The sequence below is a fragment of the Rhodococcus kronopolitis genome, assembly GCF_042654025.1.
Taxonomy (GTDB): Bacteria; Actinomycetota; Actinomycetes; order Mycobacteriales; family Mycobacteriaceae; genus Rhodococcus_G; species Rhodococcus_G kronopolitis.
In genome coordinates this window covers 130867-144698 of the sequence record NZ_JBHSFO010000002.1, presented here as the reverse complement: position 1 = coordinate 144698, position 13832 = coordinate 130867, and the positions used below count along the sequence as shown (strand labels likewise).

The 13832-nt window shown below is 70.0% G+C and carries 11 protein-coding genes; 3 read left to right on the top strand and 8 right to left on the bottom strand.

What is annotated here, in order from left to right; translation table 11 throughout:
- Nucleotides 1-10 precede the first annotated feature (10 nt).
- Nucleotides 11-955 (bottom strand): esterase/lipase family protein, encoded by a 945-nt coding sequence (locus ACFO6S_RS03820; RefSeq protein WP_378414314.1) that lies wholly within the window; start codon nt 953-955, stop codon nt 11-13.
- 222 nt (nt 956-1177) lie between these two features.
- On the opposite strand from ACFO6S_RS03820, the gene ACFO6S_RS03815 reads away from it, so the two are divergent.
- Nucleotides 1178-1666 carry a MarR family winged helix-turn-helix transcriptional regulator gene (locus tag ACFO6S_RS03815; RefSeq protein WP_378414312.1) on the top strand — a complete coding sequence of 163 codons (489 nt, stop codon included), beginning with the start codon at nt 1178-1180 and terminating at the stop codon, nt 1664-1666.
- 53 nt (nt 1667-1719) lie between these two features.
- On the top strand, nt 1720-3252 hold the full coding sequence (locus ACFO6S_RS03810) for an MDR family MFS transporter (protein WP_378415203.1): 1533 nt from the start codon (nt 1720-1722) through the stop codon (nt 3250-3252).
- Between the two features lie 71 nt (nt 3253-3323).
- On the opposite strand, the gene ACFO6S_RS03805 is transcribed toward ACFO6S_RS03810, so the two are convergent.
- The 4 genes from ACFO6S_RS03805 to glsA all read right to left on the bottom strand — a co-directional run bounded on the left by ACFO6S_RS03805 (nt 3324) and on the right by glsA (nt 7713).
- Nucleotides 3324-3965, bottom strand: coding sequence for an SIMPL domain-containing protein (locus ACFO6S_RS03805; RefSeq protein WP_378414310.1), 642 nt, complete (start codon nt 3963-3965; stop codon nt 3324-3326).
- Between the two features lie 4 nt (nt 3966-3969).
- On the bottom strand, nt 3970-4809 hold the full coding sequence (locus ACFO6S_RS03800; protein ID WP_378414309.1) for an ABC transporter permease: 840 nt from the start codon (nt 4807-4809) through the stop codon (nt 3970-3972).
- Nucleotides 4806-5789 carry an ATP-binding cassette domain-containing protein gene (locus ACFO6S_RS03795; RefSeq protein ID WP_378414308.1) on the bottom strand — a complete coding sequence of 328 codons (984 nt, stop codon included), beginning with the start codon at nt 5787-5789 and terminating at the stop codon, nt 4806-4808. The genes ACFO6S_RS03800 and ACFO6S_RS03795 overlap by 4 nt, the downstream gene beginning before the upstream one ends.
- A gap of 73 nt (nt 5790-5862) precedes the next feature.
- Nucleotides 5863-7713, bottom strand: a complete 1851-nt coding sequence (glsA, locus tag ACFO6S_RS03790) for a glutaminase A (RefSeq protein ID WP_378415201.1) — start codon at nt 7711-7713, stop codon at nt 5863-5865.
- Nucleotides 7714-7931: 218 nt separating this feature from the next.
- On the opposite strand from glsA, the gene dxs reads away from it, so the two are divergent.
- The gene (gene dxs / locus ACFO6S_RS03785) at nt 7932-9869 is read left to right on the top strand and encodes a 1-deoxy-D-xylulose-5-phosphate synthase (RefSeq protein ID WP_378414306.1); all 1938 of its coding nucleotides are present in this window, start codon (nt 7932-7934) and stop codon (nt 9867-9869) included.
- A 3-nt stretch (nt 9870-9872) separates the two neighbouring features.
- Here the strand turns inward: dxs and ACFO6S_RS03780 are convergent, their stop codons facing one another.
- The 3 genes from ACFO6S_RS03780 to ACFO6S_RS03770 form a co-directional block, all read right to left on the bottom strand.
- The gene (locus ACFO6S_RS03780; RefSeq protein WP_378414305.1) at nt 9873-11318 is read right to left on the bottom strand and encodes a sugar porter family MFS transporter; all 1446 of its coding nucleotides are present in this window, start codon (nt 11316-11318) and stop codon (nt 9873-9875) included.
- Nucleotides 11319-11439: 121 nt separating this feature from the next.
- Nucleotides 11440-12447, bottom strand: coding sequence for an iron-siderophore ABC transporter substrate-binding protein (locus ACFO6S_RS03775; protein ID WP_378414303.1), 1008 nt, complete (start codon nt 12445-12447; stop codon nt 11440-11442).
- A gap of 108 nt (nt 12448-12555) precedes the next feature.
- Nucleotides 12556-13620 (bottom strand): alpha/beta hydrolase, encoded by a 1065-nt coding sequence (locus ACFO6S_RS03770; protein WP_378414301.1) that lies wholly within the window; start codon nt 13618-13620, stop codon nt 12556-12558.
- Between the last annotated feature and the right edge of the window lie 212 nt (nt 13621-13832).

Below are 13832 nucleotides of genomic sequence, written 5' to 3'. Positions count from 1 at the left end.
GGCGTCGCGGTCAGCCGCTGAACGGCGGCACGAACATGCACGGCACCTCGCGTGCGTGCGCCGGGTCCAGGGCGTTGAGCGTCATGTAGGCCGCCCGCTTGGAGCCCGCGATCGCGGCGTGCTCGGAGTAGTCCTGCGAGCAGGTGTCCTGCACCACGATGTTCGTCACCTGGTAGCCGGGAGGTCCCGGGACCTGGCCCTGTTCGAGCCGGATTGCCTCGTCGTAGCGGGTGGAGATGTTGGTGTAGTTCACGCCCTTGACGTAGGGGGTGCCGCCGGCGTTGACCTTCTTGATCACGTCGGATTCGGCCGTCATCTCGCCACATGCCTGGCAGACGGGCACCGAGGACTCCGGCACGCCCAGCCGCTTCGCGAACGCGGGGAGTCCGTCCACCCCGAGCGCGGTCAGGCCGCGCCACGGGGGCGCGATGGAGACGTAGTTGGTGATGGTCCCCGCGCCGCCCAGTTCCTTGAGGTAGTAGGTGGGGACGAACGTGCCCTGCGAGTGGCCGACGACGTCCACGGTCTGCGCACCCGTCGACGAGCGGACCCGGTCGACGAAGGTCTTGAACTGGGCGGCGCTCTCCCCGATCGGACCCATGCCGCCGATCGCCGAGATCGGCCACGGTGCACCGGGAACGGCGCCGTAGGTCATGGCGAACACGCAGAAGCCGGCGTTCTTGAGCATCGGGACGTACGCCCCCCAGTTGGTCTGCTGCGAACCTCCGGTGCCGTGCACCAGCACCACCGGCCGTGGATGCTCCGCCGACGGCTTGCACGAGAAGTCGTTGGAGCCGGGCAGCGACCCGCCCGGGTTGGTCAGCTCGTTCGGGATGCCTGCGAAGAAGTTGTAGTTCTCGGGCAGCGGTTGCGCCGCAGCGCCGCCGGCCCCGAACGGCAACACCAACGCGAGCAGGGACAGGGCAAGGACGACGAGACGTGATGCGCGTAACACTGGGCCTCCGAATGTTGTGCGGGTCATCGAACCTAGCAACTGCTCGGTCGGTTGCACAGGGAGGGGATTGCCTCGCACGACGCGGCGGTGCGGCCGCGCCTCGTCCGTGCGGTGGCGCCTGTCGGGTTCGTCACAGTCATTTGCTTGGGTAATGCAACCAAGTTATAAATAGATAGTTGCTTACTGCATGCAACTTTAATTCCCCTTTACCTAAGGAACAACATGCCGGTACGGACGACCACCGCGGAGGACCTGGTCGAAGAGGTGTTCCTCTTCGGCCGGGTGCTGCGCGGCGTCCTGCTGGCGGACGACGAGGCCGGGCTGCCGCCTGCGCTGCTGGGGGTGCTGAACCAGCTGGCCGGCGGGGGACCGCGCCGTCAGGGCGACCTCGCCGGCAGCCTCTGCGTGAGCCAGTCCGCGCTCAGCAGGCAGATCACCGAGCTCTTCGACGCCGGCTACGTCGAGCGCCGTCCCGATCCCGCCGACGGCCGGGCCTACCTGGTCCAGGTCTCGGAGTCGGGACGACAACTGCTCGCGGCAGTCCGCGCCGACCGCGCGGGGCGGCTGAAGAACCTGCTCGACACCTGGAGCCAGGACGAGGCGGACGCCGCGCTGGCCTCGCTGCGCCTGCTCAAGAACACCTTCGTGAACCCGACGGCACGGCACTCCGTGACCGAATCCGAAACCCAACGGGGGGACCTACGCCCATGACCGTCAACACCAACACCGAGGCGCCTGCCGCGCCGCCCGGCGTCGAGACGCTGATGACGCACCGCCAGATCCTCGAGGTCCTGGCCGGTCTGCTCGCCGCGCTGTTCACCGCGCTGATCAGCTCCACCATCGTCTCGACGGCCCTGCCGACGATCATCGGCGACCTGAACGGCAGCCAGACCCAGTACGCCTGGGTCATCACCACCGCCCTGCTGGCGACCGCCGCGTCGACGCCGATCTGGGGCAAGCTCGCCGACCTGTACAACAAGAAGGTCCTGGTCCAGAGCTCGATCGTGATCTTCGTGGTCGGTTCCGTGATTGCGGGCCTCTCCCACAACGTGCCGGTCCTGCTGGGCGCCCGGGTGATTCAGGGCGTCGGCATGGGCGGCCTGACCGCGCTGGTCGTCGCGATCATCGGCACCATCATCCCGCCGCGTGAACGTGGCCGGTACTCGGGCTACATGGGCGCGGTCATGGCCGTCGCCATGGCAGGCGGACCGGTCCTGGGCGGCGTCATCGCGGACGGCCTCGGCTGGCGCTGGTGCTTCTTCGTGTGCGTCCCGCTCGCCGTGATCGCACTGTTCCTGCTGCAGAAGACCCTGCACATCCAGACCGATCGCAAGGACGACGTGTCCATCGACTGGCTCGGTGCCACCCTGCTCACCGCCGGTGTCTCCGTGCTGCTGGTGTGGGTCTCGTTCGCGGGCAAGGCCACCTACTACGACTGGATCTCCACCGAGTCGGCCCTGATGGTCGGCGCAGGCGTGGTGCTGCTGGCCCTGACGGTGCTCGTCGAGAGCCGCGCGAAGTCGCCGATCATCCCGCTGAAGATCGTCATGGAGCGCACCACCGCGCTGGCCATCATCTCCTCGGTCGCGGTCGGTGTCGGCCTGTTCGGTGCCACCACCTTCCTCGGCCAGTACTTCCAGACCGCCCGCGGGCACACCCCCACCGAGGCCGGCCTGCTCACCATCCCGATGGTCTTCGGCATGCTGGTCGGCACCGTCGGCTCCGGCCAGCTGATCACCAAGTTCGGCAAGTGGAAGGGCTTCGTCGTGGTCGGCGCCGTCCTGCAGCTCGTCGGCTTCCTGCTGCTGAGCACCATCGACCACGAGACGCACATGTGGCTGATCGGGTTGATGATCGCCTTGCTGGGCCTCGGTACCGGCATGCTGATGCAGAACGTCGTGCTCGCGGTGCAGAACACGGTGAGCGTGCACAACATCGGCGCGGCGAGCAGCGTGGTCGCGTTCTTCCGGACCTTCGGCGGCGCCATCGGCGTCTCGGTTCTCGGCTCGATCCTGGCCACCCGGGTCGCGGACCTGACCGCGTCCGGCTTCGCGAAGCTCGGCATCGACACCCACGGTCAGGGCGGCGGCGGCAACCTGAACCTGGCAGCGCTGCCCGCACCGGTGCAGGAGGTTGTCCGGGCGTCCTACGGCGACGCCACCGGGCGGATCTTCCTGGTAGCGGCGGCGGTCGCGGTGGTCACCGTGGTCGCGGTGGTCTTCCTGCCGAACAAGCCGTTGCGCACCACCATCGACCTGCAGCCGTCCGAGCTGGACGAGGAGTACGCGAAGGCGTAGTCCCGGTAGGACTCGACGATCGGCCCCGACGCGCACGCGTCGGGGCCGATCGTGTCAGGTCGTCGACCCCGTCAGATGAGGGCCCAGCAGACCCGGACGCCTGCGGAGACCGCGCTCTCGCCGCGCTCGACGGGCATCGACGCGTCGGCGGTGGCGGCCATCGCCCGCAGCATCGGGCGCGGGGAGGGCCGCGCGTCGGCGGTCTCGGTGACCTCGAGCACCGCGCCGAGCCCGCGACCGGACAGCCGCGCGTACTGCTCGGCCTTGGTCCGGGCGTCGAGGTAGGCGGCCTCCCGGGCCCGGCCGAGCAGGTCGTCCTGGTCGGCGAAGCCCAGTTCGAGGCCGCCGAGCCGGACGTCGTCCCCGCCGGCGGCGACGCAGTCCGCGATCACCCGGCCCGGGTCCGAGAGGTCCCGCAGGGTGACGGCCAGGGTGCTGGTCGCCAGGTAGCCGACCACCTGCTGCCCGTGGTTCTCCTGCCATACCGTCTCGGCCTGGACGCCGAGGCCGGTGGTCGAGAGGTCGGCGTCCGCCACGCCTGCACCTCGCAGCGCGGCCGCCACCGCGGCGGCCGCCTCGCCTGCCCGGGCGAAGGCGCCGGCCACGTCGGGCCGGCGGGCCTCGACCGACACGGTCACCCGCATCAGGTCCGGCGTCGCCGACGCGGAACCCTGGCCCTCGACGGTCACCGACGGCGTCGCGTTCGGGGTCATCGAGTCACGCCTTCCGGTTGTACAGGCGCATGGTGATCGGGCCGAAGACCAGCACGAAGCCGGCGCACCAGGCGAGCACCACCGCGAGCTGGCCGAGCTCGACGGTGCCCGCCATCAGGCCCCGGATCGCGGTGACCAGGTGGCTGATCGGGTTGGCGCCGACGAACGCCTGCAGCCAGCCCGGCATGGTCGCCGGGTCGACGAAGATGTTGCTGGCGAAGGTCAGCGGGAACAGGATGAACATCGACACGCCCATCACGGCCTGCTCGGTGCGCATCAGCATCGCGAACATCGTCCAGATCCAGGACATGCTGAACGAGAACAGCAGCAGCAGGAGCACGGATGCGACCACGCCGACGATGCCGCCCGCCGGCCGGAATCCCAGCACCAGGCCCAGGAGCAGCACGATCACCGACGCGATGGTGTACCGGACGACGTCGCCGAACAGCGCGCCGACCAGCGGGGCGGGCCGCCAGATGGGCAGCGACCGGAACCGGTCGAAGACGCCCTTCTCGATGTCCTTGTTCAGGGTGAGCCCGGTGTACATGGTGATCATCACGACCGTCTGCACCAGGATGCCGGGGATCAGGAACTGCACGTAGGCCTCGGTGGAGCCGGCCAGCGCGCCGCCGAACAGGTAGGTGAACATCAGCGTGAACATGATCGGGAACATGGTCACGTCGAACAGCTGCTCCGGCACGTGCTTGATCTTGAGCAGCGCCCGCCACCCGAAGGACAGCGCCGCCGATAGCGCGCCGGCCCGGCTCGGCCGGGGGCTGTCGATCCGCAGGACGTCGCTCACGGCCACGGCCGTGGGGTCGGTCCCCACCGTTGTCGAGGTCATGATGCGGTCTCCTCAAGTTCGTTCGGGTTGTCTTCGGCGGGCCTGCCGGTCAGGGCCAGGAACACCTCGTCGAGGCTCGGCTGGCCGAGGGCGAAGGTGGACACCGCGATTCCGGCGTCGTCGAGTGCGGGCAGGGCCAGCGAGACCCGTCGCGGGTCGGTGATCCGGGCCGTCAGCGCCGCCGGGTCGGACTCGGTGGTCACGTCCACGCCCAGCACGTCGGTCAGCAGCACCGCCGCCCGGGCCCGGTCGGCGACGTCGGCGACCCGGACGTGCAGCGCGCCCGCACCCACCGACGCCTTGAGCTCGCCGGTGGTGCCCTCGGCGATCACCTTGCCGTGGTCGATCACGGCCACCCGGTCCGCGAGCTGGTCGGCCTCGTCCAGGTACTGGGTGGTCAGCAGCACGGTGGTGCCGCCCGCGACCAGCGCGCGGATGATCTCCCACACCTGGTTGCGGCTGCGCGGGTCGAGGCCGGTCGTCGGCTCGTCGAGGAAGATCAGTTCCGGGGTGACGACGATGCTGGCGGCGATGTCGAGTCGGCGGCGCATGCCGCCGGAGAACGTCTTGACCTGACGGCCGCCGGCCTCGCTGAGGTCGAACGCGGCCAGCAACTGCGCGGCGCGGGCCCGGGCCGCGGGCCGGGAGAAGCCGAACAGCCGGGCCAGCAGCAGGAGGTTCTCGGTGCCCGTCAGGTCCTCGTCGAGCGAGGCGAACTGCCCGGTCAGGGACACCTTGCCGCGCACGGTGTCGGCCTCGCGGGACACGTCGTGCCCGAGCACTCGGGCGGTGCCGCCGTCGATCTCGAGGAGGGTGGCCAGCATCCGGATCGTGGTGGTCTTGCCGGCGCCGTTGGGCCCGAGGACGCCGTAGACCCCGCCCGCGGGGACCGCGAGGTCCACCCCGTTGACGGCGACATTGGTGCCGAAGCGTTTGACCAGGCCTTCGGTGTGAATTGCCAGTTCGGTCTGGGATTTCATGATGTCCACCTTGTCCGATCCGGCCCCCCTCGGCAACACAATTACCGGTTTGCCCGGCGGCGGTCCGGGTGGATCAGAGCACCGCGCCGCGCAGTGCCACGGATCGGCTCGCGGTGGCGAGTTGGGCGTAGGCACCGGCGGCCAGCCGCTCGAGCAACGTGGACTTGAGCTGCGGCGCCGACGCGGTCAGTGCGTCGAAGGCGGCCGGGCTCAGCACCGCGAGCCGCACCGCGGTGTCGGCCCTGATGTCGCCGAGGGCGGTGCCGCCGGTCAGCGTGGTCATCTCGCCGAAGGTCATGCCCGCCGACAGGGTGCTGATGCGGTGGGTGACGCCGGTTCCGTCGGCGATCAGGTTGCTGACCCGGCCGGCGAGGATCAGGAAGATCCCCGTCGCCGGGTCGCCGCGCCGGACGATCGTCTCGCCGCGCGCGTGGGTCCGCGGCTCGAGCGTCGCGGTGACCCGTTCCAGCTGGTCCGCGGGCAGGGCGGCGAGCAGTGGATGTGTGGTCAGGGTGACCGTTTCCGGGCTCCGCTCGTCGGTGCAGTGCCGGTCCAGCAGCACCTGCTCGCACCACTCCAGGGCGACGTCGAGGTCGGTGAACACCCGACCGGACTCGGCGGTCGGGGTGAGTGCGGAGGTGGTGTGGCCGAGCAGCCCGCCCGGGTCGACGACGGCGGCCTGGCAGCCCCGCTCGGCGAGCTCCGCGTGCTGCGCGTCGATCATCCGCCGGGCCACGTCGCTCACCTCGTCGACCCGGCGCAGGTCCACCACCAGCGCCTCGAGATCGGTCCCGTGTTCCGCGATCTCCCGCACCGCGGTCTCGGCGCCGGCGAACAGCAGGTCGCCGTGCAGTTCGTAGATTCTGGCCCGGTTGCCGTAGGTGGCCAGCGTCGCCATCTCGGCGGCGTTGCGCCGCTGCCGAGACTGCATGTCCGCCACCGTGAAGCTGGTCCGGATCGCGGACCTGCCGGCCCGGGTGACGTGCATGAAGTGCAGTTCGAGGGTGCGGGAGAGCTCTCGGCAGGCCTGCACCCCGCGCACGCTGTTGCCGTGCGAGTCCAGTCGGGGGGAGTGCACGGCGATCCCGATCTGGCCGGGCAGCACCGCGAGCACCCCGCCGCCGACCCCGCTCTTGGCGGGCAGCCCGACCTCGGCGATCCAGTCCCCGGCGCCGTCGTACATGCCGCACGAGGTCATCACGCTGAGCACGCGCTCGACCAGTTCCGGGGCCAGCGCCCGTTGCCGGGTCAGGGGGTTGACGCCGTTGTTCGCCAGCGTCGCGGCCATCAGGGCGAGGTCCCGGGAGGTGACGTTGATCGAGCACTGCCGGAAGTACAGGTCGACGGCCAGGTCCGGGTCGCCCTCGACGATGTCGAAGGAGCGCAGCATGTGCCCGATCGCCCGGTTGCGATGCCCGGTCCGGGCCTCCGAGGCGTACACGTCCTCGTTGAGGGTGAGCTCCCGGCCGGCGTAGGTCGAGTAGCAGCGCCGCAGGCGTTCGAACCGTTCCGCCTGGTCGGCGCCGCGGATGAGGGAGGCCGAGGTGATGGCGCCTGCGTTGATCATCGGGTTGCGAGGGCGTTCGGTGAGCGGGTCCAGGCTGATCTCGTTGAACGGCTCGCCCGAGGGTTCCACGTCGATCTTCCGGGCGACGGCCTCGACCCCGTGGTCGGCGAGGGCCAGGCCGTAGGTCAGCGGCTTGGATATCGACTGGATGGTGAAGACGGTGTCGGCGTTGCCTGCGCGGTAGACGTGGCCGTCGCTGGTCGCCACGCACAGCGAGAACTCGTCGGGTTCGACCGCCGCGAGTTCGGGGATGTAGTCGGCGAGTTCGCCTGCCCGGTTCTCGCGGCACAGTGTGTAGACCTCACGGATGATCCGCTCGGCGACGTTCCCCGGTTCGGTGTCCCCGATACGACCCATGTCCCCACGTTCCATGTCCGCGATACGTCCCATGGCGCTCAGCCTAGAGGCCGTGTCGGCTTGTGAAGTGGATCACGAACACGGGCATAATGAGCAGGCAGTACCGGATCGGGAGCCGGGTAGTCGGCACGCCCGGCGAGGGCCGACTCTCGCGCTCCGTAGACTGGACCGGTCCACCGACACGCGGTCGGCGGTGTTCCTCGGAGGGAGCGATCTCGTTGGGTGTCCTATCCCGAGTCCAGACGCCCGGCGATCTACGTGGGTTGAGCCTCGCCGAGATGCGTGAGCTCGCCACGGAGGTGCGCGATTTCCTGGTGCACAAGGTGTCCGCCACGGGCGGCCATCTCGGCCCGAACCTCGGCGTCGTCGAGCTGACGCTGGCCGTGCACCGGATCTTCGACTCGCCCAACGACGCGATCCTCTTCGACACCGGGCACCAGGCCTACGTGCACAAGATGGTGACCGGCCGGATGGACCAGTTCGACACGCTGCGCAAGCGCGGTGGCCTCTCCGGGTACCCGTGTCGGGCAGAGAGCGAGCACGACTGGGTCGAGTCCTCCCACGCCTCGGCCGCGCTGTCCTACGCGGACGGGCTGGCGAAGGCGTTCCAGCTGACCGGCCAGGACCGGCACGTCGTCGCGATCGTCGGCGACGGCGCGCTCACCGGCGGCATGTGCTGGGAGGCGCTGAACAACATCGCGGCCGGCAAGGACCGCTCGGTGGTCATCGTCGTCAACGACAACGGCCGCTCCTACGCCCCGACGATCGGCGGCCTCGCCGACCACCTCGCGGCGCTGCGGATGCAGCCCGGCTACGAGCGGGTCCTCGACAACAGCCGCCGGATGGTCAAGAAGGTGCCGTGGGTGGGTCGGGTCGCCTACCAGATGCTGCACGGCATGAAGGCCGGCATCAAGGACATGGTCAGCCCGCAGGTGATGTTCACCGACCTGGGCATCAAGTACCTCGGACCGGTGGACGGGCACGACCAGGCGGCGATGGAGTCGGCGTTGCGTCGTGCCAAGGACTTCGGCGGACCGGTGGTCGTGCACGCCGTGACCCGCAAGGGCATGGGCTACGCGCACGCCGAGAACCACAAGGCCGACCAGATGCACGCGACCGGGGTGATCGACCCGCGCACCGGCCGCGCGACCACGGTGTCCGCGCCGGACTGGACGTCGGTGTTCTCCAGCGAACTGATCGCCCATGCGGAGCGGCGCGAGGACATCGTCGCGATCACCGCCGCGATGGCCGGTCCCACCGGACTGGCGGCCTTCGGCGAACGGTTCCCGGACCGGATGTTCGACGTCGGCATCGCCGAGCAGCACGCGATGACCTCGGCGGCCGGCCTGGCCCTGGGCGGGCTGCACCCGGTGGTCGCGGTGTACTCGACCTTCCTCAACCGCGCCTTCGACCAACTGCTGATGGACGTCGCGCTGCTGAACCAGCCGGTGACCCTGGTCCTCGACCGGGCCGGTGTGACCGGCGCGGACGGTGCCAGCCACAACGGCGTGTGGGACTTCTCGCTGCTCGGGATCGTGCCGGGCATCCGGGTCGCCGCCCCACGGGACGCGGCCACCCTGCGCGAGGAGCTCGCGGAGGCGCTCGCCGTCGACGACGGCCCCACCGCGGTGCGGTTCCCGAAGGGCGCTGTCACGGAGGACATTCCGGCGCTGGAGCGGCTCGCCGACGGCGTCGACGTGCTGGCCAGGCCGTCCGGGTCCGGTGGCGACGTCCTGATCGTCGCGGTCGGTCCGTTCGCGACCGTCGCCCTCGAGACCGCGACGCGGCTGGGCCAGCAGGGCATCACCGCGGCCGTGTTGGACCCGCGCTGGGTGCTGCCGGTGCCGGCGTCGGTGGTCGAGCTGGCGCAGCAGTTCCGGATGGTCGTCACCCTCGAGGACAGCGGCGTGCACGGCGGCATCGGCTCGTCGGTGTCGGCCGCGATGCGCGGCGCCGGGGTCGACACCCCGACGCGCGACGCCGGGGTGCCGCAGCGGTTCCTCGATCATGCCTCCCGTGATCAGATCCTGGCCGAGATCGGCCTCACCGCACAGGATCTGGCCCGCCAGATCACCGGGTGGGTGGCAGGCATGCACACCGACGAGCAGGCGGAGTCGGGAGTGGGAACCGCCAATCCCGGGGTCGGCCAGCAGTAACGGTCAGCCCGCCTGTTCGAGGGTGCGGCCGCGGGTCTCGGTGACGAACCGCATCACCACGAACAGCGAGACGACGGCCATCACGGCGTAGCCGGCGTAGGTGAGCGAGAGGTTCCAGTCGGCCAGCGCCGGGAAGGTCGACGAGACCAGGAAATTCGCCACCCAGTTGGCGGCGGTGGCGATGCCGACCGCCGCCGCCCGCACCCGGTTGGGGAACATCTCGCTGATCAGCACCCACACCACCGGGCCCCACGAGAACGCGAAGAAGAAGACGAACGCGTTGGCCGCGATCAGGGCGACGGTGGCATTGGTGCCCTCGAGGTGGGCGACGGACTCGCCGATGTCGTTGGTGGTCACCACCGCCGAGTGGAAGCAGACGGCGGCGGTGCCCAGCGAGATGGCCATGCCGACGGAACCGATGAGCAGCAACGGCTTACGGCCGATCCGGTCGATCACCGCGATCGCGACGAAGGTGCCGACGATGTTGACCGTCGCGCTGACCACGCTGATGAACAGGGACCGGTCCTCGCCGAACCCGACGGCCTGCCACAGTGTGCTCGAGTAGTAGAAGATCACGTTGATGCCGACGAACTGCTGCAGCGCGGCGAGGGCCATGCCGACCCAGACCAGCGGCGCGACGCCGAGCTTGCGGGAGAACAGTTCGCGCACCGTGGTCTTGGTCCGGTGTTCGCTGAGCGAGTTCCGGATCTCGTCCATCCGACCGGTCACCGCGTCGTGGTCGCCGCCCTCGAGCTCGGAGATGATGGTGCGGGCGTCGTCGTCACGGCCGCGGGCGACCAGGTACCGGGGCGACTCCGGGATGGTGAACGTCATGATCAGGTAGAGCGCCGCAGGTACCGCCTCGAGCGCCAGCATCCACTGCCAGGCCTCGACGCCCGCGAGGATTCCCCGGGCGCCGCCTGCCGACGACGAGAGGGCGTAGTTGACCAGCTGGGAGATGGCGATGCCCAGCACGATGGCGAGCTGGTACATCGACCCGAGGCGGCCGCGGATGGCGGCGGGGGCGATCTCCGCGATGTAGGCGGGGGCGATCACCGACGCGACGCCGACCGCGACGCCGCCGAGGACGCGCCACGCGGTGAGGTCGTAGACGCTGAACGGGAACGCGGAGCCGAGCGCCCCGACGATGAACATCACCGAGGCGATCTGCATCACCCGGATGCGGCCCAGCCGGTCCGCCAGGGTGCCCGCGACCCAGGCGCCGAGCGCGGCGCCGAGCAGGGTCAGCGACACGGTCAGGCCGGTGCCGGCCGCACCGATGTCGTACCTGTCCCGGATGGCGCCCACCGCGCCGTTGATGACCGCGGTGTCGTAGCCGAAGAGGAAGCCGCCGAGCGCGGCGGCGGCGGCGAACATCACCGCGTGCGCGACGTCGGCCCTCGCCGCCTCTGATCCCGTCCCACCGAAGACTGTGTCGTTGTCTGACATCGTCGGCCCCTAGGGCCCCGTGGTCGACGCCCCATTGCGTCGTACAACACCCGGGACTGGATCGAACGCTACTGCTCGCCCGGTGCGGGTGCCCACATTTGCGGGCGAGGCGGCGCTACGGTCAGCCGGCCCGGCGGGCGGCGTCGGACAGTTGCGGGACGATCTGGTCCAGGACCCACGGGACGCTCAGGACGCTCACGCTGCTCAGGCCGGAGATGACCTGTTCGTCGCTCAGCACCACCGCCGAGCCCCGGCCGAAGGCCGAGAGCTGGGCGAAGGCGGTATCGGATGCGGGACCGGCGTTTCCGCTGACGAACCCGACGACGACGTCCGCATCGATGTCGCGGAGGTTCTCCAGCGAGATCGTCTTGAAGAAGTTTCCTGCCGGGTTGTCCTGGGCCAGGGCCTCGACTCCCGGCGCGTTGACGAAGCCCAGTTCGGTCAGCACCTGCACGCGGGGGTCGGTGGGGAGGTACACGTTGGCCTCGCCCGCGGCGGTGTCGAGGTTGACCACGGTGAGGGTCTTGCCCGCGAACTCGGGGTGCGCGGCAGCGGTCTCCGCCAGGGTCCGGCCGAGACCGTCGATCAGGCCACGGGCCTCCTCGGGCTTGCCGACCGCCTTGCCGACGAGGGTGGTCTGGTCCTGCCAGGTGGTCTGCCAGGCGTCGCCGGGGTAGGCGACGGTCGGTGCGAGCGCGCTGAGCTGGTCGTAGTAGGCCTCGTCGAAGCCCTCGTACGGCGCGAGGATCGCGTCCGGCGCCAGGTTGGCGATCGCCTCGATGGAGGGCTCGCCGGTCGCCGGGTCCTCGTACAGGGTGGTCTTGTCCGGGTCGAAGTACGGCTCGGTCCACGGCATGATGCCGGCCGCGGTGGCGCCGTAGGTGTACCTCGGCTGGCCGACGGGCGCGAGCCCGAGCGCGTACAGCACGTCCTGCGCGTTCCAGCCCATGGTGACGAGGCGATCCGGGGCGCTGTCGATGGTGGTGGTGCCGAAGGTGTTCTCGATGCTCACCGGGAAGGCGCCGTCGGCGCCCGGGGTCGTGCCGTCGGAGCTGCCGGTGTCGGCGGAACAGCCGACCAGCGTGGTGAGGGCGAGGGCGGCGATACCGAGACGCAGAGGAAGCTTCACGAAGGGAAGCCTAACCTACTGATGCAGGTAGCGTAAAACGGATCCGCGCCCCGGGCGTGGTGCCAGGGGCGCGGATCCGTGGGGGACGCCGAGCGTCCGCCGACCGTGTCAGCCGATGTTGGCAGACAGGTCGGGGATCATCCGGTTGACCTGGTCCTCCCAGTTCTTCCAGTTGTGCACGCCGGTGGCCGGGTAGTCGTAGTGGGCGTTGCGGGCCCCGACGGTGGCCATCCGGACCTCGAAGGCGCGGGTGTTGGCCAGCGCCAGTGCCTCCAGCGGCACGGCCTGCACCACTCCGATGGCGCTGGTGACGTCCCCGTTCCCGGGAACGGCGCTACCGGAGGAGATCCACAGGCGGGTGTTGTTGTCCCGCAGGCGCGGCGCGAACACGAACGGGTCCATCCGCAGCCACTTCGGGTCCCACGGCGCGGCCATCGCGTCGATGTTGAAGCCGCCGGCGGAGATCATCGCGACGCGCAGGGCCTCGCGCATACCGGGCGCCGAGTTGTTGAGGAAGCCCGAGAACGAGCCGGCGAAGCTGAACTGGTCCGGGTAGTACGCGGCCATGGTCAGCGCCGCGCTGCCGCCCATGGACAGGCCGAAGACGCCGTTGTCGTGCCGGCTGAATCCCTTCCTGTCCTTCAGGGCCTGCGGGAGCTGGGAGGTCAGGAACGTCTCCCACTTGTAGGTGTCCCGCTTGCCTGCGACGGTGGTGTCGGCGGCCGCCGAACCCACCTCCGACGAGCCCACCGACCCCACCGAGCCCTCGCCCGAGCCGGTGTCCGGTCCGAAGGTGCTCGGCGCGTTCCAGTCCGCGTAGAAGCTGGACTGGCCGCCGACCGGCATCACCACGTTGATGTTCGCCCTGGTCAGTGACCGCGCGACCTCGGTCTCGATCTCCCAGCCGTTGAGGTCGTCCTGGGCCCGCATGCCGTCGAGGGCGTAGACCACGCGGTGGGTGTTGCCGTCCACGGCACGGAAGATCCGTGACTTGATCGGTCCCATCGCGGAGTCCACCCAGAAGTCCTCACCGGACGCGTTGAACGCGGCTGAAGCGGTGCCCACCGGACCTGCTACCGACACCCCGAGCGGTAGCAGCATCGCCATGGACACCAACATCGAGCGTTTGAGCCGGTCGCCGGCCCTCCCGCCATTTGACCGTCTTAATCGCATACTGCTTCCGACCTTTCCTCGTAGCGGCCATGCACAGCCGCTTGTTCGCGGGCCGCCGCCCGTCAGGGGGCCGCCGCTTGTTAACTGGGCCCAAGCACCATAGCGCGGCGGCGATGAGACGGGCATCACGAACGCGCCGGACGGTGCGGTGCGGCACAGTGCGGGACCGGCCGGAAAGGCGCCGCGAGCTGCACGGACGGTGGGTGACGAGG